27 protein-coding genes and 8 tRNA genes are annotated in these 26,662 nt (G+C 69.2%); 8 read left to right on the forward strand and 27 right to left on the reverse strand.

Annotated features, from left to right (window positions below; all coding sequences use genetic code 11):
• Positions 1–5: 5 nt before the first annotated feature.
• From IDM46_RS09200 to IDM46_RS09225, 6 genes are read right to left on the reverse strand one after another with little or no spacing between them, the layout of a single operon-like run.
• Positions 6–434: a molybdenum cofactor biosynthesis protein MoaE gene (locus IDM46_RS09200; RefSeq protein WP_182820458.1), complete on the reverse strand. Its 429-nt coding sequence runs from the start codon at positions 432–434 to the stop codon at positions 6–8.
• Complete coding sequence (locus IDM46_RS09205; protein ID WP_182823618.1) at positions 431–676, reverse strand: MoaD/ThiS family protein; 246 nt, start codon at positions 674–676, stop codon at positions 431–433. Before IDM46_RS09205 ends, IDM46_RS09200 begins: the two co-directional genes overlap by 4 nt.
• Positions 673–1,188, reverse strand: coding sequence for a cyclic pyranopterin monophosphate synthase MoaC (gene moaC, locus IDM46_RS09210; RefSeq protein ID WP_185115540.1), 516 nt, complete (start codon positions 1,186–1,188; stop codon positions 673–675). The genes IDM46_RS09205 and moaC overlap by 4 nt, the downstream gene beginning before the upstream one ends.
• Positions 1,181–2,176 carry a GTP 3',8-cyclase MoaA gene (gene moaA / locus IDM46_RS09215; RefSeq protein WP_182823616.1) on the reverse strand — a complete coding sequence of 332 codons (996 nt, stop codon included), beginning with the start codon at positions 2,174–2,176 and terminating at the stop codon, positions 1,181–1,183. Before moaA ends, moaC begins: the two co-directional genes overlap by 8 nt.
• Positions 2,177–2,211: 35 nt before the next feature.
• A complete protein-coding gene (locus tag IDM46_RS09220) occupies positions 2,212–2,970 on the reverse strand; it encodes an MBL fold metallo-hydrolase (protein WP_182820456.1) in 759 nt (252 codons plus the stop codon).
• The gene (locus tag IDM46_RS09225; protein ID WP_182820455.1) at positions 2,970–3,731 is read right to left on the reverse strand and encodes a 3-deoxy-D-manno-octulosonic acid kinase; all 762 of its coding nucleotides are present in this window, start codon (positions 3,729–3,731) and stop codon (positions 2,970–2,972) included. Before IDM46_RS09225 ends, IDM46_RS09220 begins: the two co-directional genes overlap by 1 nt.
• Before the next feature lie 18 nt (positions 3,732–3,749).
• Here IDM46_RS09225 and IDM46_RS09230 point away from each other — a divergent pair, with 18 nt between their 5' ends.
• Complete coding sequence (locus IDM46_RS09230; RefSeq protein ID WP_221441856.1) at positions 3,750–4,826, forward strand: glycosyltransferase family 9 protein; 1,077 nt, start codon at positions 3,750–3,752, stop codon at positions 4,824–4,826.
• Here IDM46_RS09230 and IDM46_RS09235 read toward each other — a convergent pair.
• Positions 4,802–5,209, reverse strand: a complete 408-nt coding sequence (locus IDM46_RS09235; RefSeq protein ID WP_182820454.1) for a DUF6165 family protein — start codon at positions 5,207–5,209, stop codon at positions 4,802–4,804. The genes IDM46_RS09230 and IDM46_RS09235 overlap by 25 nt on opposite strands.
• A 105-nt stretch (positions 5,210–5,314) precedes the next feature.
• Here IDM46_RS09235 and IDM46_RS09240 point away from each other — a divergent pair.
• Positions 5,315–5,405: transfer RNA gene (locus IDM46_RS09240), tRNA-Ser, on the forward strand.
• Between the two features lie 182 nt (positions 5,406–5,587).
• Entirely contained in the window at positions 5,588–6,292 is a 705-nt protein-coding gene (locus IDM46_RS09245; protein WP_182820453.1) for a protein phosphatase 2C domain-containing protein, read from the forward strand.
• A 15-nt stretch (positions 6,293–6,307) separates the two neighbouring features.
• Here the strand turns inward: IDM46_RS09245 and dnaQ are convergent, their stop codons facing one another.
• From dnaQ to IDM46_RS09260, 3 genes are read right to left on the reverse strand one after another with little or no spacing between them, the layout of a single operon-like run.
• Positions 6,308–7,039: a DNA polymerase III subunit epsilon gene (dnaQ, locus tag IDM46_RS09250; protein ID WP_185115541.1), complete on the reverse strand. Its 732-nt coding sequence runs from the start codon at positions 7,037–7,039 to the stop codon at positions 6,308–6,310.
• Positions 7,040–7,094: 55 nt separating this feature from the next.
• Positions 7,095–7,550 (reverse strand): ribonuclease HI, encoded by a 456-nt coding sequence (gene rnhA, locus IDM46_RS09255; protein WP_185115542.1) that lies wholly within the window; start codon positions 7,548–7,550, stop codon positions 7,095–7,097.
• Positions 7,547–8,200 (reverse strand): hypothetical protein, encoded by a 654-nt coding sequence (locus IDM46_RS09260; RefSeq protein WP_185115543.1) that lies wholly within the window; start codon positions 8,198–8,200, stop codon positions 7,547–7,549. The genes rnhA and IDM46_RS09260 overlap by 4 nt, the downstream gene beginning before the upstream one ends.
• Before the next feature lie 43 nt (positions 8,201–8,243).
• Between IDM46_RS09260 and gloB the strand changes: the two genes are divergently transcribed.
• Genes gloB through IDM46_RS09275 form a run of 3 tightly spaced genes read left to right on the forward strand, consistent with a single transcriptional unit; the run spans position 8,244 to position 10,807 of the window.
• Entirely contained in the window at positions 8,244–9,011 is a 768-nt protein-coding gene (gene gloB / locus IDM46_RS09265) for a hydroxyacylglutathione hydrolase (protein WP_182823612.1), read from the forward strand.
• Positions 9,008–9,970, forward strand: coding sequence for a lytic transglycosylase domain-containing protein (locus tag IDM46_RS09270; RefSeq protein WP_182820449.1), 963 nt, complete (start codon positions 9,008–9,010; stop codon positions 9,968–9,970). Before gloB ends, IDM46_RS09270 begins: the two co-directional genes overlap by 4 nt.
• Before the next feature lie 33 nt (positions 9,971–10,003).
• Positions 10,004–10,807, forward strand: a complete 804-nt coding sequence (locus IDM46_RS09275; RefSeq protein WP_182820448.1) for an enoyl-ACP reductase — start codon at positions 10,004–10,006, stop codon at positions 10,805–10,807.
• Positions 10,808–10,885: 78 nt separating this feature from the next.
• On the opposite strand, the gene IDM46_RS09280 is transcribed toward IDM46_RS09275, so the two are convergent.
• From IDM46_RS09280 to IDM46_RS09340, 13 genes are all read right to left on the reverse strand, one after another.
• Positions 10,886–12,865 (reverse strand): peptidyl-prolyl cis-trans isomerase, encoded by a 1,980-nt coding sequence (locus tag IDM46_RS09280; protein WP_185115544.1) that lies wholly within the window; start codon positions 12,863–12,865, stop codon positions 10,886–10,888.
• A gap of 122 nt (positions 12,866–12,987) precedes the next feature.
• A tRNA-Asp gene (locus IDM46_RS09285) sits at positions 12,988–13,064 on the reverse strand.
• 32 nt (positions 13,065–13,096) lie between these two features.
• Positions 13,097–13,171: transfer RNA gene (locus IDM46_RS09290), tRNA-Val, on the reverse strand.
• An 11-nt stretch (positions 13,172–13,182) separates the two neighbouring features.
• Positions 13,183–13,509, reverse strand: coding sequence for an HU family DNA-binding protein (locus tag IDM46_RS09295; protein WP_182820446.1), 327 nt, complete (start codon positions 13,507–13,509; stop codon positions 13,183–13,185).
• Between the two features lie 152 nt (positions 13,510–13,661).
• Complete coding sequence (gene lon / locus IDM46_RS09300) at positions 13,662–16,088, reverse strand: endopeptidase La (RefSeq protein ID WP_182820445.1); 2,427 nt, start codon at positions 16,086–16,088, stop codon at positions 13,662–13,664.
• 245 nt (positions 16,089–16,333) lie between these two features.
• A complete protein-coding gene (gene clpX, locus IDM46_RS09305) occupies positions 16,334–17,623 on the reverse strand; it encodes an ATP-dependent Clp protease ATP-binding subunit ClpX (protein ID WP_182820444.1) in 1,290 nt (429 codons plus the stop codon).
• Positions 17,624–17,746: 123 nt separating this feature from the next.
• Entirely contained in the window at positions 17,747–18,373 is a 627-nt protein-coding gene (gene clpP / locus IDM46_RS09310) for an ATP-dependent Clp endopeptidase proteolytic subunit ClpP (protein WP_182820443.1), read from the reverse strand.
• Between the two features lie 25 nt (positions 18,374–18,398).
• The gene (tig, locus tag IDM46_RS09315; protein WP_185115545.1) at positions 18,399–19,694 is read right to left on the reverse strand and encodes a trigger factor; all 1,296 of its coding nucleotides are present in this window, start codon (positions 19,692–19,694) and stop codon (positions 18,399–18,401) included.
• A 156-nt stretch (positions 19,695–19,850) separates the two neighbouring features.
• Positions 19,851–19,935: transfer RNA gene (locus tag IDM46_RS09320), tRNA-Leu, on the reverse strand.
• A 67-nt stretch (positions 19,936–20,002) separates the two neighbouring features.
• Positions 20,003–20,078, reverse strand: a tRNA-Lys gene (locus IDM46_RS09325).
• 61 nt (positions 20,079–20,139) lie between these two features.
• A tRNA-His gene (locus IDM46_RS09330) sits at positions 20,140–20,216 on the reverse strand.
• Between the two features lie 121 nt (positions 20,217–20,337).
• Positions 20,338–20,413: transfer RNA gene (locus IDM46_RS09335), tRNA-Arg, on the reverse strand.
• A gap of 47 nt (positions 20,414–20,460) precedes the next feature.
• A tRNA-Pro gene (locus IDM46_RS09340) sits at positions 20,461–20,537 on the reverse strand.
• Between the two features lie 169 nt (positions 20,538–20,706).
• Here IDM46_RS09340 and IDM46_RS09345 point away from each other — a divergent pair.
• Positions 20,707–21,468, forward strand: coding sequence for a Bax inhibitor-1/YccA family protein (locus IDM46_RS09345; RefSeq protein WP_182820441.1), 762 nt, complete (start codon positions 20,707–20,709; stop codon positions 21,466–21,468).
• Between the two features lie 56 nt (positions 21,469–21,524).
• Here the strand turns inward: IDM46_RS09345 and IDM46_RS09350 are convergent, their stop codons facing one another.
• From IDM46_RS09350 to grxC, 4 genes are all read right to left on the reverse strand, one after another.
• On the reverse strand, positions 21,525–22,856 hold the full coding sequence (locus IDM46_RS09350; RefSeq protein WP_185115546.1) for a Na+/H+ antiporter NhaC family protein: 1,332 nt from the start codon (positions 22,854–22,856) through the stop codon (positions 21,525–21,527).
• A 136-nt stretch (positions 22,857–22,992) separates the two neighbouring features.
• Positions 22,993–24,003, reverse strand: a complete 1,011-nt coding sequence (locus IDM46_RS09355) for an isocitrate dehydrogenase (protein WP_182820439.1) — start codon at positions 24,001–24,003, stop codon at positions 22,993–22,995.
• 135 nt (positions 24,004–24,138) lie between these two features.
• Positions 24,139–24,531 (reverse strand): carboxymuconolactone decarboxylase family protein, encoded by a 393-nt coding sequence (locus IDM46_RS09360; RefSeq protein WP_182820438.1) that lies wholly within the window; start codon positions 24,529–24,531, stop codon positions 24,139–24,141.
• Entirely contained in the window at positions 24,528–24,806 is a 279-nt protein-coding gene (grxC, locus tag IDM46_RS09365) for a glutaredoxin 3 (protein ID WP_182820437.1), read from the reverse strand. The genes IDM46_RS09360 and grxC overlap by 4 nt, the downstream gene beginning before the upstream one ends.
• Positions 24,807–25,021: 215 nt before the next feature.
• Here grxC and IDM46_RS09370 point away from each other — a divergent pair, with 215 nt between their 5' ends.
• On the forward strand, positions 25,022–26,605 hold the full coding sequence (locus tag IDM46_RS09370) for a M48 family metalloprotease (RefSeq protein ID WP_185115547.1): 1,584 nt from the start codon (positions 25,022–25,024) through the stop codon (positions 26,603–26,605).
• Positions 26,606–26,662 lie beyond the last annotated feature (57 nt).

A 26,662-nucleotide genomic window follows, 5' to 3' on the forward strand; every position in this document is an offset into this window, starting at 1 on the left:
CTCCTTCAGGACCCCGGATGCAGCCAGTCGGCAGCGCCGTCGGCGTAGCATTCGTGCTTCCAGATCGGCACCCGCGCCTTGACCTCGTCGATCACGTAACGACACGCGTCGAATGCCGCGTCGCGGTGCGCCGCCGCCACGCCCACCCACACCGCCAGCTCGCCTATCGCAAGGTCGCCGACGCGGTGCACGCAGCGCACGCCGGTGATGGCGAAGCGCGCTTCCGCTTCGTCAAGAATGCGCTTGCCTTCGGTTTCGGCCAGGGCGCGATAGCACTCGTAGCGCAGGCCGGCGACCGCGCGGTCGGCGTGGTGGTTGCGCACCCAGCCTTCGAAGCTTGCAAACGCCCCGGCACGGGCGTCGCGCAGCGCGTCGCGCAGCGGCGCGACCGCGAACGGCGCGTCGGCGATCGCGAACCGCGCGCCGGCGCTCATCCGCCCGACACCGGTGGGATGAACGCGACCTCGCTGCCGGCAAGCGGCGCTTCATTCCACCTCGCGAACTCGCCGTCCACGGCCACCCGCAGGCGATCGACTGGCAGGACAAAACCGTGCCGCGCCTGCGTCTCAACGTAAAGCGCGCGCAGGTCCACGGCCTGGCTGTCGACTTCTTCGCGGCCGACGCCCGCGGCATCGCGCAGGCTTGCGAAGTAGAGCAGCGTGACGCGGGCCATCAGCGCGCGCCCGGCGCCGTGCCACGGCCAACGTCGCGGCGCCCGCCGCGCTTGCCGAGCAGGCGCGCGGGGCCGATCACGATCGCGTGCGAGAGCGCCTTGCACATGTCGTAGACGGTCAGCGCCGCGATGGTGGCACCGGTCAGCGCCTCCATCTCCACGCCGGTGCGGTGCACCGTCCTGACCGCGCACTCGATCGCCAGCTCGCGTTCGCCGTGCCAGTCGATGGCGATGCGGATGCCGTCGATCGGCAAGGGGTGGCAGAACGGGATCAGCTCGTGGGTGCGCTTGACCGCCATCGTGCCGGCGATGATCGCGGTATCGACGATGCCGCCCTTCGCGCTGCGCAGGCCGTCGGCGCGCAGCTGCGCCGCCACCGCCGCCGGAAAGCGCACCCGGCAGCCGGCGATCGCCACGCGCGCGGTAACCGCCTTGGCGGAGACGTCCACCATGCCCGGGCGGCCTTCGGCGTCGATGTGGGTGAGGCCCTTGGCGCTGCGCGTCATCTCAGCCACCGACGAGGAACATTTCGACGTGGCGCCGCGTCGCAGCCGGGCTGCCGCGCTGCTCGCTGTAGCGGGCCGCGCGCCGCACCCACAGGCCGCCGACATGTCCGGCAAGCGCGGCTTCGCCGCCGGCAAGCAGCGGGCGCAGCGCGTGCCCGTCCGCGGCGAACAGGCAGGTGTACAGATGGCCATCCGCCGACACCCGCGCGCGATGGCAGTCGCCGCAGAACGGCGCGCTGATGGCGCTGACGAAGCCGATCTCGCCGGCGCCGTCGGCCCAGGCATGGCGCACGGCGACTTCGCCGCGGTACTGCGCGTCCAGCGCGCGCAGCGGCCAGCGCGCGTGCAGCCGCGCGTGCAGTTCGGCTGACGGCACGACGCGCGCGGGCTGCCAGTCGTTGCAGGTGCCGACGTCCATGAACTCGATGAAGCGCAGCACGTGCGGCGTGCCGCGGAAACGCGCGGCCAGCGCCTCCACCTCGCCCTCGTTGACCCCGCGCTGCACGACGCAGTTGAGCTTGAGGCTGCCGAAGCCGGCGGCTTCCGCCGCGGCGATGCCTTCGAGCACGTCGGCCACCTCGCCGCGACCTCCGCTCAGCATGCGGAACAGCGCCGGGTCGAGCGCGTCCAGGCTGACCGTGATCCTCTGCAGCCCGGCGGCGCGCAGTGCGTGCGCATGCCGGGCGAGCAGCGAGCCATTGGTGGTCAGCGCCAGGTCGTCGATGCCCGGCACCTGCGCCAGGCGCGCCACCAGCGCCGGAAGGTCGCGGCGCAGCAGCGGCTCGCCACCGGTGATGCGCAGCTTGTGCACGCCCAGCCGCGCGAAGCCGCGCACCAGGGTCTCGATTTCATCGAACGACAGGCGCGATGCGCTGTCGAGCCCGTGGTCATCTGCGATGCGCTCGGCCGGCATGCAGTAGCCGCAGCGGAAGTTGCAGGCGTCGATCACCGACAGGCGCAGCTCGCGCAGCGGCCGCCCGAGGCGATCGGCGGGCATCGCCGGCAGCAGGGCCTGCGGCTGCAACAGGGCGTTCACGGCGACAGTGCCGGATGCGGCAGCGGATCAGCCAATGCCAGCACCTCGCCCGGGCCTGCGACGCGATGGCCGCGGGCGCGCATGGCGTCGCCATCGGCCGCGCTGGCGTAGTGGTAGAGCACGCAGCGCGCGAGCAGTTCGCGCGGATATTCGCGTTCGAGGTCGGCGATGCCGCTGTGAGAGGGGTTGCCGTGCAGGCCGCAGTCGTGGGCCACCAGTTCGCCCTCGCCGGCCATGGTGGCGAGCACCTCCGGGATCGGCCGCGTGTCGCCGCTCCACGCCAGGCTGCCGCGCAGGCGCAGCCCGTAGGCGCTGCGCGGCCAGTGGTGGCGGACCTCGAATGTCTCCAGCCGCACGCCGTCGTGCCAGAACGCATCGCCCACCGGCACCACGCGGAACGCATCCCAGAAGTTGGCGCCACCCTCGGCCAGCGCGTTGGGGTATTCGGCGATGCGCCGGTGCAGCAGCGGCAGCACGTCGACCGGGACATACACCGGCGTGCGCCCGCGCCGCGCGGGATCGAAATAGTTGGCCACGAACAGCCGTTCGAACCCCGCCACGTGGTCGAGGTGCACGTGGGTGACGAACAACGCGGGCGGCGGCGCGCCGTAATGCGCCAGGTATGCGGTGAGGCCTTCGGCGCCGCAGTCGATCGCAAGCCACGGTGCGCCGTCGCGCTCCAGCGTGGCCATAGGCGAACCCAGCGCCACCGCCGACGCGTTGCCGACACCCTGGAACCGCAGCGACCAGGCCATCAGATGCCCCGCGCCCAGCGCTTGTCATAGACGGCGCGCAGGCGGGCGAAGTCCGCGCGCACCGCCTCCTCGCTGCGTTCGCCGCGCAATTTGAGCAGCGACCGCTCCAGGCGCGCCAGGTTGCGCGAGCGCCAGGCGGTGGCCGGTATGGTCATGCGCGAGCGGTCGAGGTCGATCACCCAGCCCTGCCCTGTGTCGTTGAACAGGATGTTGTGCGCATTGAGATCGGCATGGTCGAGGCCTTCACGATGGAAGCGCGCAATCAGGTCGCCGGCCGCCTCCCAGGGCGCGTCGCCTTGCTGCTGCGCCGCCAGCGCCCCAAGCGACTGCACGTCCATCAGGCGCGTCATCAGGATCGATGCGCGATACCACATGCCTTCGCGCAGGTACGCGGCCGCGATCGGCTGCGGCACCGGCAGGCCGCGTCGCTTGAGCTCGCGCAGCAGCCGGAACTCGGCAAAGCTGCGCACGCGGTCGACGCCGCGCCACAGGTGGCGGTCACGGCTGACCGCCGCGGCCATCCCGCCACGCAGGTAGTGGCGCAATACGCAGGGACCGTGGCTGGCACCGTCGATGAACCAGGCGCCACCGCGACCGCTGCCCGACACCGGCGTGGCACGCGCGCCCCAGGCTTCGGGGTCGAACCAGCGCGGGTCGGCTTGCCGCAGCTGCGTCTGGTCGAACAGAATCGACCCGACGCCACGTTCCCGGGGTCCGGCGCGGAACGGCGTCAGGCTCTCGGTGGCATCGAAAATGGCCATCAACCGAGTCTAACAAGCTTGCCAGCCCTCCCGCCTGCATCGCCCCGCTCGATCTGCCTGCTGCGCCTGTCCGCGCTGGGCGACGTGACCCACGTGCTGCCGCTGGTGCACTCTCTGCAGGCTGCCTGGCCCGGCGTGGAGCTGGCCTGGATCATCGGCAAGGGCGAGCAGCGCCTGCTCGAAGGCCTTCCCGGCGTGGAGTTCGTGGTCTACGACAAGAAGACCGGACTGCACGGAATGCGCGCACTGCGTCGTGAACTCGCCGGGCGCCGGTTCGACGCGCTGCTGCTGATGCAGCTCGCGCTGCGCGCCAACCTCCTGTCGACAGGCGTGCACGCGCGGCGGCGCATCGGTTACGACCGCGCGCGATCGAAGGAACTGCATGGCCTGTTTGTCAATGAACGCATCCGCGGAGCCGCCGGCCCGCACGTGCTGGATGTGCTTGGCAGCTTCAGCGAGCCGCTGGGCGTGACCCGCGGCAAGGTTGAATGGCGGCTGCCGGTGCCCGATGAAGCGCACGCCTGGGCCCAGGCGCAATGGCCGCGCGACGCGGCGCCGACGCTGGTCATCTCGCCCTGCTCCAGCCATGCACGCCGCAACTGGCGCGCCGACCGTTACGCCGCCGTGGCGAACCATGCCGCGCAGCGCGGCTGGCGGGTCGTCCTCTGCGGCGGCCGCAGTACGCTGGAACGCGACACAGGCGACGCCATCCTGTCCGCGATGCGGGCGCCGGCACTGGACCTGATCGGCAGGGACACGCTGAAGCAGCTGCCCGCGCTGCTGGCCCGCGCCGACCTGGTCATGACCCCCGACTCGGGCCCCATGCACATCGCAAATGCCATGGGCGCCAAGGTGCTGGGCCTGCACGCCGCCACCGACCCGCGGCGCAGCGGTCCCTATTCCGACATCCGCTACTGCGCCGACCGCTACGACGACGCGGCGCGGAGATACCTCGGCAAGCCCGCCGCGGAGCTGGCCTGGGGTACCAAGATCGAGGCGGACGGCGTCATGGACCTGGTGACCGTCGACGACGCGATCAGCGCGTTCGAGCGTCGCCGCGCCGACCTGCGTCAGCCAGGCACGCCCGGGCTGTAATCCTCGTACGACTTTTCCTCGACGTAGCTCGAGCCGAGCGCGAGGTTGATGTCCTTCTTGATCCGCGCGCGCACGTCGTTCTGCACGTAGACGCTGCGCGCGAGGGCGATGAACTCCTCGTCGAAGGCCTGGGCCTTTTCCTTGAGGCGGATGTCGTCCTCGATCACCCACAGGCGCTCGTTCACCGCCTTGAGCTCGGCCCGCAGGCGCACGATGTCGCCACCGGCGGCCGGGTGCGCCATCCAGGTCTTTTCCAGCGCCGACAGCTCGTTGCGCACGTTGGCCAGCTTGGCCGGATCGGTCATGCGTTCGGACTTGATCTGCAGGATGGCGATCTTGTCGAGCAGCTCGCCGAACGAGACGGGCACGGAAATTTCGGACATGGGTCTCTGGCTACGGACGTCAGGGACGGCCAGTGTACGCGTTCGTCTTGTGGCCCCCGCCGGTGACCCGTATCATTGCGCCCCCGGCCCTCGCGGTCGGGAACCGGAGAGGTGGCAGAGCGGTTGAATGTACCTGACTCGAAATCAGGCAGGCGTTTATAGCGCCTCGGGGGTTCGAATCCCCCCCTCTCCGCCAGATACGCAAGAGCCCCCGCAAGGGGGTTTTTGCGTATCTGGCGGCGTTCGAAGTTCCACACATTGCCGTGTGCCATCATCCCTCCACCACCACGCCGCATCACACTGCATGCCCGCTGACCTGTTCCGCGCTTCCACGCCGTTCTTCCTGACAGCCACCCCGGGAGCCGAATCGGCCCGCGCATGATCGAATTCGGCCATCTCACCCATGTCGGCTTGCGGCGCGAGCTGAACGAAGACACGTACTACGGCGACAGCGAGCTCGGGCTCTGGCTGGTTGCCGACGGCATGGGTGGCCACGAGTACGGCGAGGTCGCCAGCGCGCTCGCCCGCGAGGCGATCGTGCGCGAGACCCGCCAGGGCACGCCCCTGCCGCAGGCGATCCGCATCGCCGACGAGGAAATCATCAGCGCGTCGCGCAAGCGCCAGGACGCCTTGCCCATGGGCACCACCGTGGTCGCGGCGCGGATCACCGGCAACCGCTTCGAAGTCGCCTGGGTCGGCGACAGCCGCGTCTACGTCTGGCACGAAGGCAAGCTGGCGCAGCTGTCGCAGGACCACAGCTATGTCCAGGAACTGATCAGCCAGGGCGCGATCAGCATCGACCAGGCGCGCAGCCATCCGCACCGCAACGTGGTGACCCAGGCGCTGGGCGTGACCGACCCGCAGGCGCTCAACGTCGAGACCATGTCGGGCGAACTCTCGCCGGGCATGCAGCTGCTGCTGTGCAGCGACGGCCTGACCGAGGAAGTCGACGACAACGGCATCGCCCGCGTGCTGGCGCACACCGAATGCAGCGCCCAGGAGTGCGTGGACGGCCTGGTGGCCGCGGCGCTCGACGGCGGCGGCTCGGACAACGTCACCGTGGTGCTGGTGCGCCGCCACTGACCCGGTGCGGCGGCGTCAGGCCGTCGCGTGCTCCGCCAACGCGTCTTCGACGTCCCAGACCGCCCGCCCGGCGCGCTTGCGGATCGTGGCCAGCCGCGCCTCGTGCGCAGCCATGTCCGTCATGCCCACCGCCACCCGCGGCCGCGGCGCATCGCTCGCCGCCGGCGGCATGCGCATCATCGCCACCTGCTGCGGGTCCGTGTCCGATCCGGCCAGGCCGAGTTCGGTCTGGCCCGCGGTCATCGCCAGGTAGGCTTCGGCCAGCAGTTGCGCATCGAGCAACGCGCCGTGCAGTTGGCGATGCGAATTGTCGACACCCAGGCGCCTGCACAGCGCATCGAGTGAATTGCGTTGGCCCGGGAACCGCTGGCGCGCCATTTCCAGCGAGTCCAGCACCGCCGCCCGATCGCGGATGCGGCCATAGCCGTCACCGAGCAGCGACAGCTCGTGGTCGAGGAAGCCGAGGTCGAACGCGGCGTTGTGGATCACCAGCTCGGCGCCGTCGATGAACGCCAGGAACTCGTCGACGATCGCCGCGAACTTCGGCTTGTCGGCCAGGAATTCCAGGGTCAGCCCGGTGACTTCCTGCGCCCCGGGCTCGAACTCGCGTTCCGGATGGATGTACTGCTGCCAGGTGCGCCCGGTGGGCCGGCGCTCCACAAGTTCGACGCAGCCGATCTCGACCACGCGGTTGCCCTTGCGCCATTCCAGGCCGGTGGTTTCGGTATCGAGGACGATCTGGCGCATGGCTTCCCGGGGGGATTGGAGTGGGGCGTGGGGCGTGGCGCGTGGCGTGTGCGGGTCAGCGCAGCGCGGCGGCGGCGGCCTTGAACTTCACTGCTTCATCGCGTGCCAGCACATCGACGCGCTCGTTGTCGGGGTCGCCGGAGTGACCCTTCACCCAACGCCAGTCGATGCTGTGGCGGCCGGTGGCGGCGTGCAGGCGCTCCCACAGGTCGCGGTTCTTCACCGGATCGCCGCCTGAGGTCTTCCAGCCGCGGCGCACCCAGTTCTTCATCCACTCGGTGATGCCCTGGCGCACGTATTGCGAGTCGGTGTGGAGGGTGACCTCGCAGGCCTCGGTCAGCGTCTCCAGCGCCACGATGGCCGCCATCAGCTCCATGCGGTTGTTGGTGGTCAGCGCTTCGCCGCCCGCGAGGACACGCTCGCGCGCACCGTAGCGCAGCAGGGCCGCCCAGCCTCCGGGGCCGGGATTGCCGAGGCAGGCCCCGTCGGTATGCACCTCGATCGACTTCATGCCGCGCTCGCTCCCTGCGGCATCGCCAGGACGCGTGCCTGGCGGACCGGGGTCAAGGGCATGGCGCGCTTCTCGGCGCGGACGAGGTACGCGGCGCGGAATCCGGCACCGCTTTGCTCGCGCAGGTCGCCCTCGGTCCGCCAGCGCGGACCGATGCCATCGGACACCGCATCCGGTTGCAGGCCTGCGGCGCGCAGTCGCCGCCGCCACACCAGGGGTTCGGATGCGCGCAGGCCGTGGCCGAGCCAGTGCCAGCGGTAGGGCGACAGCGGATTGAGCAGGAACATCACCAGCCGGCCCCCGGGCACCAGGATGCGCGCAGCCTCCTCGAGCAGCGCGCGGCCACCGTCGTCGAGCGCGGCGACATGCTGCACAACCACCGTGCCGAACGCCTCGCTGGGCAGCGGCAGCGGCAGGCTGCAGCTCACCTCGCCCCGCCAGCCATCACCACAGGGCGACAGCGCCAGCCCGCGCCGGCCGGCGGGCCGGAGCGGCGGCAGCGGCGCCAGCCACAGCCAAGGCTGCGCCGGGCGCTCCGCGAGCGCACGTTCGACGGCGGATTGTTCGCTCTGCAGCAGGGCGCGGCCCGGCGTGCTGGCGAACCACAGGATGGCGGGAGCGGGTTGACCGGTCCGGAGAGGCAGGGGCATGGTCGCCATTCTAGACGCCCCGCCCGACAAGGTCCCCGGTCCCATGCAGTCGCTTGCCCTGCCCGCCTTCGCCGACAACTACATCTGGATGCTGCCGGACCTCGCCGGCGCGGGCGCGCTGGTGGTCGACCCCGGCCAGGCGGGCCCGGTCCTTGCCGCGGCCGATGCCGGGCTGCGGCCAACGGCGGTCCTGCTGACCCATCACCACGATGACCACGTGGGCGGCGTGCCCGAGCTCCTGCAACGTTGGCCCGGCCTGGCGGTGTATGCGCCGGCGGACGAGCGCATCCCCTTTGCCTGCTCCCGGGTGGGCGGCGGCGACCGGGTCGAGGCCGGTGGGCACGGCTTCGATGTGATCGCCGTGCCTGGCCATACCGTGAGCCACATCGCATTCCACGGCCACGGCCACTTGTTTTGCGGGGACACACTCTTCAGTCTCGGTTGCGGCCGCCTGTTCGAGGGGTCACCCGGGCAGATGCTCGCTTCCCTCGATCGGCTGTCCGCACTGCCGGGCGAAAGCCTGGTGTGTTGCGGCCACGAGTACACGCAGTCGAATGCCGCCTTCGCGAAGGCCGTCGACCCGGACAATCCGGCGCTTGAGCGTCGCATCGATGAGGTGACCGCCATGCGCCAGGCCGGACAGCCCACCCTTCCCGTCACGCTCGCCAGCGAGCGCGCCTGCAACCCGTTCCTGCGCGTCGACGCGCCCGCCGTCCGCGCCGCCGTCGCGGCCCATGAAGGTCGCGGGGATCTCGATCGGGTCGCGACCTTCGCCGCACTGCGGCGCTGGAAGGACGGTTTCCGCGCATGACGCGCGCTTCAGGCTGCGCAGCCACGCTGCTGTTGGGCGTGCTGCTGTTGGCAGCGTTGCCCGCAGACGCCCAATCGCCAACCGCGGGCACGCAGGCGGCGCCGACCGTGCAGCTGGCGGTGCCGGCCAGCGGCAAGCCCGACGCGCATACCGGCGTCGACATCTACGAGGCGTTCGTCGGCGGCCTGGGCCAGCCAGCCTGCGAAGACGCGAGCCCGCGCTGGGAGTCGCACTTCGCGCACGTACCGGCGCAGCTGGCGGCCGTCGACAGCGAGGTGCTGCCGCTGTTCGGCTATGTCGTGGATGCGCTGCGCCAGGCGCACCTGCCCACCGAGTACGCGCTCATCCCGTTCGTCGAAAGCGGCTACCGCCCCGGCGCCCGCAGTGCCAGCGGCCCCGCCGGCCTGTGGCAGTTCATCGCCCTCACCGCGCGCAACCACAGGATCCCGATGCGACCGGGCTTCGACGGCCGCCTGTCGCCGGTCGAGGCGACCCGCGCCGCGGTGCGTTACCTGAAGACCCTGCATGGCATGTTTGCCGGCGACTGGCGGCTTGCGGTGATGGCGTTCAACGCCGGCGAATACCGCGTGCTGGGTGCGCTCAAGCGCCACGACATGCGCGCCGCCAACGCCCGGCCGGAAGCACTCGAGAGCCTGTCCGGCATCACCCGCGCCTATGTGGTCAAGCTGCACGCGCTGTCGTGCCTGATGGTCGAGGCCGGGCGCCAGCGCGACTTCCGCGAAGCACTGGACCGTCCGGTGGCGCGCCTTGTCGCGATCGAACTGCCCGCCGACGCGGCCAGCCTGGACGCCTTCGCCGCCCGCCAGGGTCTCGACGCGGCGCGCCTGAAACGCCTGAATCCCGCCTTCGCTCCACAGGGCTCGAGCCGTGCGGGCGGCGTGCACGTACTGGTCCCGGCCGCGGCCGCGACCGCACCCCGGGGGGCCGTGGCAAACTAGGCGCTTCCGCACAACATCGGGTCCAACCACACCATGGGATTCCTGCAGGGCAAGCGCGCACTCATCACCGGCATCGCCAGCCAGCGCTCCATCGCCAACGGCATCGCCGAGGCCATGCACCGCGAGGGCGCCGAGCTCGCCTTCACCTACCAGAACGAAAAGCTCAAGTCGCGCGTCGAAGACGTCGCCGGCCGGCTGGGTGGCGGGCCCGTGTACCCGCTCGATGTCGCCGACGACGCCCAGATCGAGGCGCTGTTCACTGCCCTCGGCCAGCACTGGGACGGCCTGGACATCCTGGTGCACGCGATCGCGTTCGCGCCGCGCGAGGCGATCACCGGCCAGTTCCTCGACGGCCTGACCCGCGAGAATTTCGCGTCGGCCCATGACATCTCGGCGTATTCGCTGGCGGCGCTGGCCAAGGCCGCGCGCCCGATGATGCAGGGGCGCAAGGGCGCGGTGCTGACCCTGAGCTACCTGGGCGCGGTGCGCACCCTGCCGAGCTACAACGTGATGGGCGTGGCCAAGGCCAGCCTGGAAGCCACGGTGCGCTACCTGGCGCTCAACCTCGGGCCGGAGGGCACGCGCGTCAACGCGATCTCGGCCGGACCCATCAAGACCCTGGCGGCGGCGGGCATCGGCGGGTTCCGCAAGATCCTCGGCCATGTCGAGGCCTACACCCCGCTGCGCCGCAGCGTGACCATCGAGGACGTCGGCAACGTCGCCGCGTTCATGTGTTCGGACCTGGCGGCGGGCGTGACCGGCGAGGTGACGTATGTGGATGCCGGCTACAACATCGTCGGCATGACCGGGCTGGAAGACGCGCCTTCGGCCGACTGACCGCGACACTGCGCCAGCAACGAAAAAGCCCGGCCTGAGCCGGGCTTTTTCATGCAGCGCGGAGACGCCGGGCGCAGGCTACAAACGCGCTTCGACGATGCTGATGTTCATGCGCCGGCGCAGGGCCCGCAGCATGGTTTCGGCATCTTCTTGGCCCGCCATCTGCGCGAACTGGCTGGCCAGCATGGCGCGCTCCTGCGGACTGGCGTCCTGCGGGTTGCCGGGCGTGACCTTGTCGACGGTGAACAGCACGATGCTGCCATCGTCCTGCACGAGCTTTCCGACCGAGGGCTTGCCTTCGACGGGTCCGGCGGCGGCGAAATAGGCGTCATTGGCCTCCGCCGACGGGACAGGCATGCCGCGACGCGCGCCGGGCACGCTGGCGTACTGCCAACCCGCGGCGGCGGCGATGGCCGCGAGCGATTCGCCGCCCGCAATGCGCGCGACATCGGCATCGGCCCTGGCGATCGCCGCGGCGCGGCCACGATCGGCGCGGATCGCCGCCACGACCTGATCGCGCACATCGGCCAGCGGCAGCTCGCGCTCCGGCTGGTGCGCCGTCACCCGGATGAGCACGCTGTGCGAGGGACCGATCTCGATCGGATCGCTGACGGTGCCGTCCTGCACCAGTGCGTCCGAGAACGCGGCGCGCAGCACGGCGGGATGGGCGGCGATGCCCTGTGCGTCGCCACGCGTGAACGGGCCCAGCTTCTGCACCGGCAGCTTCGCTTCGCGCGCGGTCGGCGCAAGCGAACCGGGGTTGCGATAGACCTGGTCCACCAGGCGGCCGATCAGGTCGTTGAATGCGCGCTCGCCGTCGGTCGCCGACTGGGCGGCGGCCAGTTCGTCGCGCGCCGCTTCGAACGGCACCGACTTGCCGGCACTGACTTCGCGCAGCTGCAGCACGTGCCAGCCGAAGTCGGTCTGCACCGGCGCGCTCACCTGGCCGGGCTGCAGCGCGTACAGCGCGGTGTCGAACGCATCGCCCATGGTGTTGCGCTCGATCCACCCGAGGTCGCCACCCTGCGCCTTGGAGCCTTCGTCATCGGACTCGGCGCGCGCCACGGCCGCGAAATCCGCGCCTGCGGCCTGGACCTTCGCGGCGATCGCTTCGGCGCGTGCCTTGGCGGCGGCCTGCGCCGCGGCATCGGCGCCTTCGGGCACGCGGACCAGGATGTGCGACGCGAGTCGCTGCTCCGGCTCGACGAAGCGTGCCTTCTCCTGCTCGTAGCGCGCGCGCAGCGTGGCCTCGTCCGGCGCGGCCGGCGGCGGCAGCTTGCTGCCCTCGACCTCCACGTACTCGATGGACACCGACTCGGCTGCGCGGAAATCGCCGCGATGGCTCGCGTACCAGCCCTGGATGTCGGCCGCGCTGATGGCGCCGGTATCGGGCTGCGGCGCGGGCACCACGGCGAAGCTCACGTCGCGCTGTTCGCCGAGCAGCACCATGGTGCGGTCGAGCTGCGCCTTGGTGATGAACGCCGATCCCGCGACCTGGCGCGGCAGCATCAGCATCTGCAGGTCGGCGCGGATCTGGTCGTCGTACTCGCGCGGCGTGCGCGAAGGCACCCGCGACTGCAGCACCAGCTGGTAGCGCTGCGGATCGAAGCGACCGTCAACCTGGAAGTCCGGGATCGACTGGATCACCTCGGCCACCTGGGCGTTGCCGACCTCGATGCCGGCATTGCGCGCCGCGAGGCGCAGCACGGCCTGGTCGACGAGGCTGTCCAGCACGCGCAGCTTGTTGTCCATCGCCTCGAACTCGCGGCCGTCGAACGCTTCGCCCTGCTGCTCGCGCGCCTGCTGGCGGCTGCGCTCGAATTCGCTGCGGAAGGCCTCGGGCGAGACCTCCTCGGATGTCCAGAACAGCTTGCGGACGGGCCATGCGTCGGGTGCCGACGGCCACCATGCCGGTGGCGCCTGCACCTTGGCGGCGTAGTTCGCGGAATTCTGGAACAGGTACTGCTCCATTCCGAAGAACGCGAATGGCACCGCCAGCAGGATGACGATGGCGACGGCGATCCAGCCGGAGGTCTTGTCTCGAAGGGCTTGCAGCATGTGTCGGCACGCGGGAATGACGTAGCCGCGCAGTCTAGCGCATGGCTCGCCGAAGCGCTCCGCATCCGCGGCCACGGACCCCAAAAGAAGAAGGCGCCCTTTCGGGCGCCTTCGGGTGTAACTGGCGGAGTGGACGGGACTCGAACCCGCGACCTCCGGCGTGACAGGCCAGCATTCTAACCAACTGAACTACCACTCCGCTTTTTTGAACCTTGTACGAGCATCAGACCTTGGTGGGTGCTGAGGGGATCGAACCCCCGACCCTCTCCGTGTAAAGGAGACGCTCTACCGCTGAGCTAAGCACCCAAGCGGGTCGCTTAGTTTACGGCATCCTTCAGCGCCTTGCCAGCCTTGAAGACCGGATTCTTTGCGGCGGCGATGGCGATTTCCTCGCCGGTGCGCGGATTGCGACCGGTGCGGGCGGCGCGCTCGCGGACCTGGAAGGTACCGAAGCCGATCAGGGCAACGGTGTCGCCCTTCGACAGCGCCTTGCCCACCGACGACAGCACGGCGTCGACGGCACGCGCGGCATCGGCCTTGGACAGGTTGGCTTCGTCGGCGACAGCCTGGACCAGATCGTTCTTGTTCATGTGTTCGTTGCTCCCTGCGCGGCCCGCAAGCCGCTCGAATGAGATGGCGGGCATGTTGGCGGCGGGCCGCTCGCATGTCCGGTGTCGCGTGCGATGGAGGTCGCGATGCGCAGCGCGACTTTATACCAGCGCGATTTTGCCTGCGCAAGAAAAACCCGCTTCCATGCGTGCGTTCTGCTTCCCTGCGGACCGGTTCGCCGAGCCGATCAATGCTTGACGGCGACGCGCGGCGTGCTCTTGCGCGTGCGGCGCGGAGGCGCCGGCACCGCTTCGATCGCCGCCGCGGGTTGCGACAGCGGGCGTTCAAGCGCGAGGTCGAGTACTTCGTCGATCCACTTCACGGGAACGATGCGGATGGTATCGGTGACCGACTTCGGCATGTCGACGAGATCCTTGCGGTTCTCGTCGGGAATGATCACCGTCGTCACGCCACCACGCAACGCGGCGAGCAGCTTTTCCTTCAGCCCGCCGATCGCGGTGACCTTGCCGCGGAGCGTGATCTCGCCGGTCATCGCCACGTCGGCGCGCACGGGCACGCGGGTCAGGGTCGACACCAGCGACGTCGCCATCGCGATGCCTGCACTGGGACCGTCCTTGGGCGTCGCGCCGTCGGGCACGTGCACGTGGACGTCCTGCTTCTGCAGGAAATCGAGCGGGATGCCGAGCCCCTCGGCGCGCGCGCGCACGACCGACAACGCCGCCGACGCCGATTCCTTCATGACATCACCGAGCTGGCCGGTGAGGATCAGCTGGCCCTTGCCCGGCACCAGCGTGGATTCGATCTGCAGCAGGTCGCCACCGACCTCGGTCCAGGCGAGGCCCGTCACCAGGCCGATCTCGTTGTCCTGCTCGGCACGGCCGAAATCGAAGCGCTGCACACCCAGGTACTTGTCGAGGTTCTTCGCGTTGACCGTCAACACGCGCGCCTTCTTCTTCTGCGGACCGGCGAGCGCGATCTCCTTGACCACCTTGCGGGAGATCTTGGCGATCTCGCGCTCCAGGTTGCGCACACCGGACTCGCGCGTGTAGTAGCGCACGATGTCGCGCACTGCGTCCTCGGCGATCTTCAGTTCGCCTTCGCGCAAGCCGTTGGCCTTCATCTGCTTGGGCAACAGGTAGCGCATGGCGATGCTGACCTTCTCCTCCTCGGTGTAGCCGGGCAGGCGGATCACTTCCATGCGGTCGAGCAGAGGCCCCGGGATGTTGAGCGAGTTGGACGTCGCCACGAACATCACTTCGGAAAGGTCCAGGTCGACCTCCAGGTAATGGTCGTTGAATGAATTGTTCTGCTCCGGATCCAGCACTTCCAGCAGTGCCGAAGACGGGTCGCCACGGAAGTCCATCGACATCTTGTCGATCTCGTCGAGCATGAACAGTGGATTCTTCGTGCCGACCTTGTTGAGGTTCTGCACGATGCGGCCCGGCATGGAGCCGACGTAGGTGCGGCGGTGGCCGCGGATCTCGGCCTCGTCGCGCACGCCGCCGAGCGACATGCGCACGAACTTGCGGTTGGTGGCCTTGGCGATCGACTGCCCGAGCGAGGTCTTGCCGACGCCCGGCGGGCCCACCAGGCACAGGATCGCGCCCTTCATCTGCTTCACCCGGGTCTGCACCGCGAGGTACTCGAGGATGCGTTCCTTGACCTTCTCCAGCCCGTAATGATCCGCATCGAGGACGTCCTGCGCGACCTTGAGGTCCTTGCGCACCTTGCTGCGCTTCTTCCACGGCACGCCGAGCAGCCAGTCGAGGTAGTTGCGCACCACGGCAGCCTCGGCCGACATCGGCGACATCTGCTTGAGCTTGCTGAACTCGTTGCGCGCCTTGGCTTCCACCGCCTTGGGCATGCCCGCCTCGGCGATCTTGCGGGCGATCTCCTCGATGTCGTTCGGCGCGTCGTCGATCTCGCCGAGTTCCTTCTGGATCGCCTTCATCTGCTCGTTGAGGTAGTACTCGCGCTGCGACTTCTCCATCTGCGACTTCACGCGGCCGCGGATGCGCTTCTCCATCTGCTGCACGTCGATCTCGCCGTCGACGAAGCCGACCAGCATCTCGAGCCGCGCGGCGACGCCGACGGCCTCCAACAGGCGCTGCTTGTCCGCCAGGCGCACGCCGAGGTGTGCCGCGATGGTGTCGGCCAGGCGCGACGGCTCGTCGATGCCGGCAAGCGTCTGCAGCAGCTCGGGCGGCAGCTTGCGGTTGGTCTTCACGTACTGCTCGAACAGCGACATCAGCGAGCGGGCGATGGCCTCGACCTCGCGCGGCTCGCGGTCGGCGGCGGTGTCGACCACCGTGCCGCTGCCACTGAGCGTGCCGTCGGTTTCGCGGACGTTGGACACCGTCACCCGCGAGACGCCCTCCACCAGCACCTTGATGGTGCCGTCCGGCAGCTTCAGGAGCTGCAGGACCTGCGCCAGGGTGCCGACCGCGTACAGGTCGTCCACCCCCGGATCGTCGGTCTCGGCGGATTTCTGCGCCACCAGCAGGATCTGCTTGTCGCCTTCCATCGCCAGGTCGAGTGCGCGGATCGACTTGTCGCGGCCCACGAACAGCGGGATGACCATGTGCGGGAACACCACGACATCGCGCAGCGGCAGGACCGGCAGGTCGAGGGTGGGCTGATCGGGGGGGCTCATCGCTACTCCTGGAGGACGCGCGGCCTGGTGGCCGCATGGCCCTGTTTATGGGGTTCGGCGGGAACGGATGCAAGCACCGTGGACGCGCGTGGCGCCAGTGTGCTCAGGGGGCTCAGCGCGGCCCTGGGGTCGCGGGACCGAGGCGGGACGCCCGGCCAACGGCCATGCCCGGGCGCGTGGCCCGGGTCATTCCACCTGAACGGACAGGCAGGCGCAGCGCCTGCCTGATGCCGCGACCGCCTGTCTCAGTCGCCCGAGGCGGCCTTCGGCGCGGGGACGGCCGGGGTTTCGTAGATCAGGTACGGCTCGGACTTGTGCTCGATCACCGACTCGTCCACCACCACCTTGCTGACGTTTTCCAGCGACGGCAGGTCGTACATGGTGTCGAGCAGCACCGATTCGACGATCGTGCGCAGGCCGCGCGCGCCGGTCTTGCGCTTGAGCGCCTTGCGGGCGATGGCGGCCAGTGCGTCGGGGCGGAACTCGAGCTCCACGCCCTCCATCTCGAACAGCTTGCGGAACTGCTTGGTGATCGCGTTCTTGGGCTCGGAGAGGATCTTGACCAGCGCCGCCTCGTCCAGCTCCTCGAGCGTCGCGACCACCGGCAGGCGGCCGACGAACTCGGGGATCAGGCCGAACTTGATCAGGTCTTCCGGCTCGACGTCGGCCAGCACCTTGCCGATCTCGGTCTTGCGCTCGGAGCTCTTGAGCTTGGCGCCGAAACCGATGCCGCTGGAGTCCGTGCTGCGCTGCTGGATGATCTTGTCCAGGCCGGCGAACGCGCCACCGACGATGAAGAGGATATTGCGGGTGTCGACCTGCAGGAATTCCTGCTGCGGATGCTTGCGGCCACCCTGCGGCGGGACGCTGGCGACGGTGCCCTCGATGAGCTTCAGCAGCGCCTGCTGCACGCCCTCGCCCGACACGTCACGGGTGATCGACGGGTTCTCGCTCTTGCGCGAGATCTTGTCGATCTCGTCGATGTAGACGATGCCCTGCTGCGCCTTCTCGACGTCGTAGTCGCACTTCTGCAGGAGCTTCTGGATGATGTTCTCGACGTCCTCGCCGACATAGCCGGCTTCGGTCAGGGTCGTTGCATCGGCCATGGTGAACGGCACGTTCAACAGGCGCGCCAAGGTCTCGGCAAGCAGCGTCTTGCCGGAGCCGGTGGGACCGACCAGCAGGATGTTGGACTTGGCGAGCTCGACCTCGTCGTTCTTGGAGCGGCTCTCGATGCGCTTGTAGTGGTTGTACACGGCCACGGCGAGCGTGCGCTTGGCGCGCAGCTGCCCGATCACGTACTGGTCCAGGACCTCGAGGATTTCCTTCGGCTTGGGCAGCGAGCTGCGCGCGGACTGCGCCTTCTCCTCGAGCTCCTCGCGGATGATGTCGTTGCACAGCTCGACGCATTCATCACAGATGAACACGCTCGGGCCCGCGATCAGCTTGCGGACCTCGTGCTGGCTCTTCCCGCAGAACGAGCAGTAGAGGATCTTGCTGCTGTCGCCGGAACGGCCCTGTCGGTCTTCGGTCATGCTCTCGTCAATCTGTGCTGCGATGGTCGGTTTCGAGAATAGCACCCGCCCGGGGCCGCAAACGCACCGGACGGCGGGTCCGCGGCTGGTTGGCCGCGGGGCTGGCAGGGGCTTGAGCCCCGATCAGGCAGGCTGGATGGAGTCTTCCGGGCGGCGCTCGAGGACTTCATCGACCAGCCCGTAGTCACGGGCGGCCGCGGCGCTCTTGAAGTTGTCGCGCTCGGTGTCGTGGGCGACGGTTTCCAGCGACTGGCCGGTGTGGCGGGCCAGGATCTCGTTCAGTCGCTGCTTCATCGACAGGATCTCACGGGCGTGGATCTCGATGTCCGTGGCCTGGCCCTGGAACCCACCGAGCGGCTGGTGGATCATCACCCGCGAATTCGGCAGCGCGTAGCGCTTGCCGGCGGCGCCCGACGCCAGCAGCAGCGCGCCCATGCTGGCCGCCTGGCCGACGCAGATGGTGCTCACGTCGGGCTTGATGAACTGCATGGTGTCGTAGATCGCCATGCCCGCCGTGACGATGCCGCCCGGCGAGTTGATGTACAGGTTGATGTCCTTCTCGGGGTTCTCCGCCTCGAGGAACAGCATCTGCGCCACGATCACGTTGGCCACGTGGTCGTCGATGCCGCCGACCAGGAAGATCACCCGCTCCTTCAGCAGGCGCGAGTAGATGTCGTACGCGCGCTCGCCGCGGCTGGTCTGTTCGACCACCATCGGAACGAGGTTGAGGGCCTTGGTCTGCATGCTCATGGGGATTCCTGTGCGACGGTCGCGGTCACGCCTGCGGCGCGATCGCTTCCTGGAAGGTCAGCTGCTGGTCGGTGTGCCTGGCGCGCTCGGCGATCCAGTCGATCACCTGCTCCTCCATCACCCGGTTCTGCAGTCCACCCATAAGCTGGGGATCGTTGCGGTACAAGTCAATGACCTGCTGGGGCTCCTCGTAGGTCGAGGCGATCAGGCGCAGGCTCTCGTCGAGGCGCTTGCGGTCGAGGATGAGCTGGTGGGTGCGCGCCACCTCGCCGACCAGCAGGCCGACCAGCACGCGCTTGCGCGCCGGCTCCATGAGCTCGAGGTGCGCATCGGCGGGGATGGTGACTTCGCGGCCCTGGCGGCGTGCCTGCTCCGCGACCTGCGCAGCCAGCGCGCGCGCCTCCTGCTCGACCAGCTTCGGCGGAAGCTCCACGTGGGCGTATGCGGCGACCAGCTGCTCGCCGACGGCGCGGCGCAGCCGGTTCATCAACGCGTTCTTCAGTTCACGGTCGAGGTTGGTGCGGATGTCGGAGCGGAACTGCTCCATCTCGCCGCTCTTCACGCCAAAGCTCTTGATGAACGCCGCATCCACTTCCGGCATCACCGGCTCGGACACCTGCTCGGCACGCAGGTGCACCTGGGCGGTCTTGCCGGCCAGCTGTGGGACGCGCCAGTCGGCCGGGAAGTTGACGTCGACCGTCTTCTCGTCGCCCTTGGCCATGCCCAGCAGCGCATTCTCGATGTCGGCGAACATCGCGCCCGACCCGATCACCGCCACGCCGCGCTCGACGCCTTCGGCCGGGAGGCGCTCGTCGCCGATCTGCGACCAGGTTTCGATGTCCACCGCGTCGCCCGCCTGCGCACCACGGGTCACCGCCGACCAGCTGCGGCGCTGCTGGCGCAGGTTCTCGATCATGCGGTCGATGTCGGACTCGGTGACCTCGGCCACGTGGCGCACGACGTCGAGCCTGGCCACGTCGATCTCGCCGAAGTCGGGTACGACCTCGAACGTCGCGACATACGCCAGGCCTTCCTCGCCACGCTCGATGCGCGGCTGGCCGGCGATGCGCAGCGCGTTGTCGCGCACGGCGGCATCGAAACCTTCGCGCAGCATGCCGTCGAGGACCTCGTTGCGGACCTGCGCGCCGAAGCGCTGCTCTATCACCTTCGCCGGCACCTTGCCGGGACGGAAGCCCTTGATGCGCGCGGTGCGCCCGATCTCGCGCAGGCGGCCGCCCACCTGGTCCTCAAGCCGGTCAGCCGGCAGGCTGAAGGTCATCTTGCGCTCGAGGTTGCCCACCGACTTGACTGAAACTTGCATACCCACTCCTGCCACCGCGGACGCCGCCACGGATTGTGTTGATGGTGTAGCCGGCGGGCGGGCACAAGGCCTGGTCCGGGCGGCGGAACGGAACATTTTGGCGGATTCCGGCCGCTGCCGCCAGCACCGCCGGCGGCTGGCCCGCCGGGGCCCGGGTGGTGCGAAAGGCGGGACTCGAACCCGCACGCCGTGAGGCACTGGTACCTAAAACCAGGGCGTCTACCAATTCCGCCACTTTCGCCTGCTACCCGCCGCCGTTTCCGCGGCGGGCAAAAAAAAACGCCCGGCAGTGCCGGGCGCCTTCGGATTGGTGGGCCGTCAAGGATTCGAACCTTGGACCTATTGATTAAGAGTCAACTGCTCTACCAACTGAGCTAACGGCCCGAACGCGAAACTTTACCGCAAGGCCCGGCCGCCTGACAACCACGACCGCATGCCGGAATACTGGGGTGGAAGACGGGATTTGAACCCGCGACCCCCGGAATCACAATCCGGTGCTCTAACCAACTGAGCTACATCCACCATTGAAACCGATGCCGCCTGCCTGCCTGGCGATCACGCCGGGCCGGCAGCGCCAGCGGGCGCGCATTGTAGCGCGCTCGACGGGCGATGTGTCACGCCCGCCGCAAACGCCCGGTCGAATTGGCGCGCCCGGCAGGACTCGAACCTGCAACCACCGGCTTAGAAGGCCGGTGCTCTATCCGTTGAGCTACGGGCGCAGGTGCGTGACGTGCGGAGCGGCGCGCCATGGAACGGCGCCTGCCGGTGGTCGGGGTAGAGGGATTCGAACCCCCGACATCCTGCTCCCAAAGCAGGCGCGCTACCAGACTGCGCTATACCCCGCCGAGTGCGGACCCGCCGGCGTACCGGACGGGAGTCCATTGTCGGGAGCGCCCCGCGGAGTGTCAACGCAGGCCTTGCCGCGCCTTCAGCCGGCCCCACATGCCTTGTGACCGCGTGACGGCGTGTATCCTCGCGGCAGCCAACTCCATCTGATCCGGGGGATCATCACATGCGCAGCGGAAATCCCGTCCTCTCCGACTCCACGTTCCTCGACCTGGGCAGCGGCACCGTCGTCACCCGGGACGCCGGCGCGATGACCCTCAACGGCACGATCAACAAGACCGCCTTCCTGCTGCTGCTGACGGTGCTCACCGCGGCCTTCGCCTGGAGCCAGGCGTTCAGCGCGACGGGCGAGCTCGCCCCCGGCTTCTCGGTCTACGTGTGGGGCGGCGCCATCGGCGGCTTCGTGATCGCCATGGTCACCGTGTTCAAGAAGGAATGGTCGCCGGTCACCGCGCCCCTGTACGCGCTGGTCGAGGGCTTCTTCCTCGGCGCGATCTCAGCGATGTTCAACCACATGTACGAAGGCATCGTGATGCAGGCGGTGCTGCTGACATTCGGCACGCTGTTCGCGCTGCTGTTCGCCTACCGCTCGGGGCTGATCAAGGCCACCGAGAACTTCAAGCTGGGCGTGGTCGCGGCCACCGGCGGCATCGCGCTGGTGTACCTGGCCAGCATCGTGCTGCGCATGTTCGGCATCAACATGCCGTTCATCCACGACAGCGGGCTGATCGGCATCGGATTCAGCCTGTTCGTGATCGTGATCGCGGCGCTCAACCTGGTGCTGGACTTCGATTTCATCGAGACCGGTGTCGAAAAGGGCGCACCCAGGTACATGGAGTGGTACGGCGCGTTCGGCCTGATGGTGACGCTGGTGTGGCTGTACATCGAGTTCCTGCGCCTGCTGTCGAAGCTGCAGTCGCGCAACTGACGCCTGCCGCACGGCGTCACCGTAAAGGGCGCCTCCGGGCGCCCTTTCCCATGGCGTCAGGTGCCATCGCCCGGTGCGGCGCGGGGTGGCGTGGGCGCGCGCCTGGGCCACGCCATGAACCCGATGGCCACTACCGCCAGGATCCAGCAGTAGTAGACCGCGCCGCTCAGCGCAACCGGCGACACCGACGCAAGCGAGGCCGCGAGCAGGATCTGCGCGCCATACGGCAGCAGGCCCTGGGGTACGCAGGCGAAGATGTCGAGCACACTGGCCGCGCGTGGCGGGCTGATGCCGTGGCGTGAAGCGATGTCCTTGGCCACGCCGCCGCTCACCAGGATCGCCACGGTGTTGTTGGCGGTGAACACGTCCGCGGTGGCGGACAGCGCGGCGATGCTGAACTCGCCGGTGCGACGCCCGCGATGGCCCCGCGCGAAGCGCGCGATCACCTGCGCCAGCCACTCCAGCCCACCGCTGGCCTTCATCAGCGCACCCAGGCCGCCGATCAGCAACGACAGCAGCAGGATCTCGACCATGCCTTCAAACCCGATCCAGACGTCGCCGGCAAACTGCACCACGTCGTAGTCGTTGCCGAGCGCCAGCCCGAACCCGGCCGACAGCGCCAGGCCGATCGCAAGCACGACCAGCACGTCCAGGCCCAGCAGTGCCAGCACCAGCACCAGCGCGTAGGGCAGCGCCAGCCAGGGCGACGCGGAGACATCGGCAGTGACCGGTGCCGAATCGCCCAGGAACGCGAGCAGCACCATGGTGGCCAGCGCCGCCGGGAGCGCGATCCTGAAGTTCTCGCGGAACTTGTCGCGCATCTCCGCGCCCTGGCTGCGCGTCGCGGCAATGGTGGTGTCGGAGATGATCGACAGGTTGTCGCCGAACATCGCCCCGCCGAGGACCGCGCCCAGTACCACCACGCGATCAAGACCCGAGGCATCCGCCACGCCGAGCGCAATCGGCACCACGGCCGCGATCGTGCCCATGGACGTGCCGATAGCCAGCGAGATCAGCGCCGCCAGCACGAACAGGCCCGGCAGGATCAGCCCGGGCGGGAGCGCACCGATGCCCAGCGCCACCACGGCGTCCACCGCGCCGATCGCCTTGGACACATACGCGAACGCGCCCGCCAGCAGGAAGATCAGGCACATCATCATGATGTTGGGATCACCCATGCCGCGCAGCAGGATCTCGCCGGCCGGCAGGCCCCGTCGGTGGGCCAGCCACGCACCCAGCCCCAGCGCCGGCAGGATCGCCACCGGAGCGCGTAACTGGTAGAAGCCCATCGCCTCGCCCTGGGCCGTGAAGTACAGGCCCGCGCCGAAGAACAGCGCCAGGAACAGCAGCAACGGGGTCAGCGCGAGCGCGCTGGGACGGACTTCCATCGCTCTATCCGGATAAAGGGATCGGCGATTGTGGGGCGTGGCAGCGTCCCTGTCGACGCGCGCCACAGGATGACGTCGTTCCAGAAACGGAACGGGCGCCGAAGCGCCCGTCCAATTGCAATGCTGGTGCCGTGGATCAGGCCACGCGGCTGGCGATCGCCTTGGCGAACGTCATGGTGGTGCCCTCGCCTCCCAGGTCCGGGGTCAGCGAATCGCGGGCCTCGAGCGTGGCCACGATGGCCGCGCGCAGGCGTGTCGCCTTCTCCGGCATGCCGAGATGGTCGAGCATCTGCGCGGCGCCGAGCAGCAGGGCGCAGGGGTTGGCGATGCCCTTGCCGGCGATGTCCGGGGCCGAGCCGTGCACCGCCTCGAAGATCGCGGCATCGGCGCCGATGTTCGCACCGGGAGCCAGGCCGAGGCCACCGACCAGGCCGGCGCACAGGTCGGAAATGATGTCGCCGAACAGGTTGGTGGTCACGATGACGTCGAACTGCTCCGGGCGCATCACCAGCTGCATGCAGGTGTTGTCCACGATCATCTCGTTGCATTCGATGTCGGGGTACAGCGCGGCCACTTCGCGGGCAACGTTCAGGAACAGGCCCGAGGTGGACTTCAGGATGTTCGCCTTGTGCACAACGGTGACCTTCTTGCGACCGGTGCGGCGCGCCAGCTCGAACGCGTAGCGCACGATGCGCTCCGACCCCTTGCGCGTGGTGCGCGTGATCGAGATGGCGCTGGAGCCGTCGGCCGCAGTCTCCTGGCCTTCGGCGCTGTACGCACCCTCGGTGTTCTCGCGCACCGTGACCACGTCGACGCCTTCGCTGAAGCGCGAACGGGTGTTGGGGAAGGACGTTGCCGGGCGCACGTTGGCGTACAGGTCGAACCGCCGGCGCAGCTCGACGTTGATCGACGAGAAGCCGCCGCCCACCGGGGTGGTCAGCGGGCTCTTCAGCGCCACGCGGTTCCTGCCGATGGAGTCGAGCGTGGCCTGCGGCAGCAGCTCGCCGTGCTTTTCCAGCGCGACCAGGCCGGCGTCGGCTTCTTCGTAGACAAGGTCGAGGTCCATCGCCTCGAGCACGAGCAGGGTGGCGTCCATGATCTCCGGGCCGATACCGTCGCCGCGGATGACCGTGATGGTGTGGGTCATTGTGTTGGGGTCCATGCAGGAAGACGCCGGGCGGGGGGCACGTGGCGTCGAGAGGCTTGAATCAGCAAGCAATTATGCCGCAAGCCGCGCTCGGCCGTGCGCTCCGAGGGCCGGACACCGCAGTCCGGCCACGCCTCAGTCGTGCACGTGCGGCCCGGCGACGGCCTCGCCGGCCTCCAGCCGGTCGAGGAAATCGACCGCGCGGCGCATGTGCGGGATCACGATGCTGCCGCCCACCACCAGCCCGACCGAGAACGCCTCGAACATCTCGTCGCGTCCCACCCCCGCCTCGCGGCACTGCGCCACGTGGTAGCTGATGCAGTCGTCGCAGCGCAGCACCAGTGACGCCACCAGGCCGAGCAGTTCCTTGGTCTTCACGTCCAGCGCGCCAGCCTGGTAGGTCTGGGTGTCGAGTGCGAAGAAGCGCCGCACCACCTGGTTGGGCTCGGCCAGAATCCGCTCGTTCATGCGCTGGCGGAAGGCGGTGAACTCGCGCAGGCGCGCGTCTTCGGCGGAATCCGTACTCATGCGCCCTTCCCCGCCAGCAGCGGCTCCAGGCCGCCGGCGCGGTGCAGCGCCATCAGGTCGTCATAGCCGCCCACGTGCACGTCGCCGACGAAGATCTGCGGCACCGAGGTGCGGCGCGCCAGGGCGACCATCTTCTCGCGTTCGGCGGGATCGGTGTCGATGCGCACCTCTTTCCACTCCAGGCCCCGACTGCGCAGGAAGTTCTTGGCGGCCACGCAGTAGCCGCAGATGGCGCTGGTGTACAGGGTGATCTCGGGGGCGATGGACTCGTTCAATGTGCTCTCCGGAAACTTGCGCGACGTGGTGCGGTCGATTGTGGGGGCAAGCGCCGCGATTTCCAGCACCCGCAGGGGTGGCGCGTGCCATCCGGCGCAGCCGGCCGGGATGGATTAACGTCGGATTCACGCCCTGGGCGCCCCAGCCCACCATGCTGTCCGTCGCCGCTGCACGTTTCCAAAGCCGCCCTCCGCCCGACCGAGCCCCACGACCCATGCGCCTGCTGTCCGCCACCACCGCCGTACTGGTCCTCGCACTCGCGGCCGGCCACGCCCCCGCACAGGAGCAGCGCCTGCCCGACATCGGCTCCTCCGCCGCCACCCTGCTCGGCCCGGCGCAACAGGAGGAATACGGCAGCATGCTTCTGGCGCAACTGCGCCACTACGGCTACGTGCTCGACGATCCGCTGGTCGACAGCTGGCTGCGCGGGCTCGGCAACCGGCTGTCGGCATCCAGTGACAGGCCGACGCAGGACTTCACCTTCTTCATGATGAAGGACCGGTCGGTCAACGCCTTCGCCACGCTCGGCGGCTACATCGGCACCAATGCCGGCCTGGTCCTGACCGCCGGCAGCGAGGACGAGGTCGCGGGGGTGCTCGCGCACGAGGTCGCCCATGTCACCCAGTCGCACGTGCTGCGCGGGGTGGAGCGTGCACAGCGCGACAGCGTGCCGATGCTGCTGGCGATGCTCGGCGCGATCGCGGTCGCCAGCCAGTCCGACAGCAGTTCCTCCGGCGAGGCCGCCATGGCCGCGGTCGCCAGTGCCCAGGGCTTGGCCTTGCAGCGGCAGATCGATTACACGCGCTCCAACGAATCGGAGGCCGACCGGCTCGGCATGCGCACCCTGGCGCGCAGCGGCTACGACACGGCGGCGATGGCCCGGATGTTCGAGCGCATGCAGGCCCTGTCGCGCACCAACCAGGGGGGTGAACGCGAGCGCCTGCCCGACTACCTGCGCACCCACCCGGTCACGACCACCCGCATCAGCGAGGCGCGCCAGCTGGCCGAACAGCACGCAGCCGCGCCGGGCAACCCGGCGCTGGCCACCCGCGGGCTGGCCGGTGACAACCCGCTGCTGCCGCATGCGCTGCGCATCGGCACCCCGTCGGCCTCCACAGGCGACGGCCGTTTCGCGTGGGCCCGCGAGCGGCTGCGCGTGCTGAGCGCGGACACCCCGGCCGCGGCGATCGCGGAATACCAGCGCCTCGCGCGTGCGGCTGCCCTGGATGACGCGCAACGCTACGGGTTCGGCCTGGCGCAGCTGCTTGCCGGCAATGGCGCCGCGGCCGCAGGGGAGTTCGAGGCCCTCCTGCCAGCGCATGGCGACGACACCTGGCTCGCCATCGGACTCGCCCAGGCCGACGCGCGCCGCGGGCGCCACGCCGCAGCGGACGCGCGTTTCGAGGCCCTGGTCCAGCGCATGCCGCGCAATCGCGCGGTGGTGCTTGCCTACGCCGAGATGCTTGGCGAACGGAACAATGCCGACGCCGGCCGCCGTGCCCAGGACATCCTGCGGCCGCTGCTCGGCAGCTCGAGCGAAGACCCGGTGTTCCAGCGCACCTTTGCGCGTGCCAGCGAGATCGCCGGCGACCCGGTCCGCGCCGGCGAGGCCTGGGCGGAATCGTCATTCCTCAACGGCCGCGCCGAAGCGGCCCTGATGCAGCTCAACACGCTGCGCCGCCGCGAGGACCTCGACTATTACGCACGCGCCCGCATCGACGCGCGCATCGCCGCGATCACCCCGATCGTGCTCGAGCTGCAGCGCCAGGGAATCCGCGACCCCGATCTGCGCCGCTGAGGAAGGCCCGGCCGCCCCGGCGCCGTGTCACCAAACCGTCACCAAACCGTCGTCTAA

Source organism: Luteimonas sp. MC1825 (assembly GCF_014764385.1).
Classification (GTDB): domain Bacteria; phylum Pseudomonadota; class Gammaproteobacteria; order Xanthomonadales; family Xanthomonadaceae; genus Luteimonas.

What these genes read in the sequence shown, in the direction of transcription:
- IDM46_RS09200 (WP_182820458.1), bottom strand. Translation starts at nt 434, where the DNA reads ATGAGCGCCGGCGCGCGGTTCGCGATCGCCGACGCGCCGTTCGCGGTC.
- moaA (WP_182823616.1), bottom strand. Translation starts at nt 2,176, where the DNA reads ATGCCCGCCGATCGCCTCGGGCGGCCGCTGCGCGAGCTGCGCCTGTCG.
- IDM46_RS09220 (WP_182820456.1), bottom strand. Translation starts at nt 2,970, where the DNA reads ATGGCCTGGTCGCTGCGGTTCCAGGGTGTCGGCAACGCGTCGGCGGTG.
- IDM46_RS09225 (WP_182820455.1), bottom strand. Translation starts at nt 3,731, where the DNA reads ATGGCCATTTTCGATGCCACCGAGAGCCTGACGCCGTTCCGCGCCGGA.
- IDM46_RS09235 (WP_182820454.1), bottom strand. Translation starts at nt 5,209, where the DNA reads ATGTCCGAAATTTCCGTGCCCGTCTCGTTCGGCGAGCTGCTCGACAAG.
- IDM46_RS09245 (WP_182820453.1), top strand. Translation starts at nt 5,588, where the DNA reads ATGATCGAATTCGGCCATCTCACCCATGTCGGCTTGCGGCGCGAGCTG.
- dnaQ (WP_185115541.1), bottom strand. Translation starts at nt 7,039, where the DNA reads ATGCGCCAGATCGTCCTCGATACCGAAACCACCGGCCTGGAATGGCGC.
- rnhA (WP_185115542.1), bottom strand. Translation starts at nt 7,550, where the DNA reads ATGAAGTCGATCGAGGTGCATACCGACGGGGCCTGCCTCGGCAATCCC.
- IDM46_RS09260 (WP_185115543.1), bottom strand. Translation starts at nt 8,200, where the DNA reads ATGCCCCTGCCTCTCCGGACCGGTCAACCCGCTCCCGCCATCCTGTGG.
- gloB (WP_182823612.1), top strand. Translation starts at nt 8,244, where the DNA reads ATGCAGTCGCTTGCCCTGCCCGCCTTCGCCGACAACTACATCTGGATG.
- IDM46_RS09270 (WP_182820449.1), top strand. Translation starts at nt 9,008, where the DNA reads ATGACGCGCGCTTCAGGCTGCGCAGCCACGCTGCTGTTGGGCGTGCTG.
- IDM46_RS09275 (WP_182820448.1), top strand. Translation starts at nt 10,004, where the DNA reads ATGGGATTCCTGCAGGGCAAGCGCGCACTCATCACCGGCATCGCCAGC.
- IDM46_RS09280 (WP_185115544.1), bottom strand. Translation starts at nt 12,865, where the DNA reads ATGCTGCAAGCCCTTCGAGACAAGACCTCCGGCTGGATCGCCGTCGCC.
- IDM46_RS09295 (WP_182820446.1), bottom strand. Translation starts at nt 13,509, where the DNA reads ATGCCCGCCATCTCATTCGAGCGGCTTGCGGGCCGCGCAGGGAGCAAC.
- lon (WP_182820445.1), bottom strand. Translation starts at nt 16,088, where the DNA reads ATGAGCCCCCCCGATCAGCCCACCCTCGACCTGCCGGTCCTGCCGCTG.
- clpX (WP_182820444.1), bottom strand. Translation starts at nt 17,623, where the DNA reads ATGACCGAAGACCGACAGGGCCGTTCCGGCGACAGCAGCAAGATCCTC.
- clpP (WP_182820443.1), bottom strand. Translation starts at nt 18,373, where the DNA reads ATGAGCATGCAGACCAAGGCCCTCAACCTCGTTCCGATGGTGGTCGAA.
- tig (WP_185115545.1), bottom strand. Translation starts at nt 19,694, where the DNA reads ATGCAAGTTTCAGTCAAGTCGGTGGGCAACCTCGAGCGCAAGATGACC.
- IDM46_RS09345 (WP_182820441.1), top strand. Translation starts at nt 20,707, where the DNA reads ATGCGCAGCGGAAATCCCGTCCTCTCCGACTCCACGTTCCTCGACCTG.
- IDM46_RS09350 (WP_185115546.1), bottom strand. Translation starts at nt 22,856, where the DNA reads ATGGAAGTCCGTCCCAGCGCGCTCGCGCTGACCCCGTTGCTGCTGTTC.
- IDM46_RS09355 (WP_182820439.1), bottom strand. Translation starts at nt 24,003, where the DNA reads ATGACCCACACCATCACGGTCATCCGCGGCGACGGTATCGGCCCGGAG.
- IDM46_RS09360 (WP_182820438.1), bottom strand. Translation starts at nt 24,531, where the DNA reads ATGAGTACGGATTCCGCCGAAGACGCGCGCCTGCGCGAGTTCACCGCC.
- IDM46_RS09370 (WP_185115547.1), top strand. Translation starts at nt 25,022, where the DNA reads ATGCGCCTGCTGTCCGCCACCACCGCCGTACTGGTCCTCGCACTCGCG.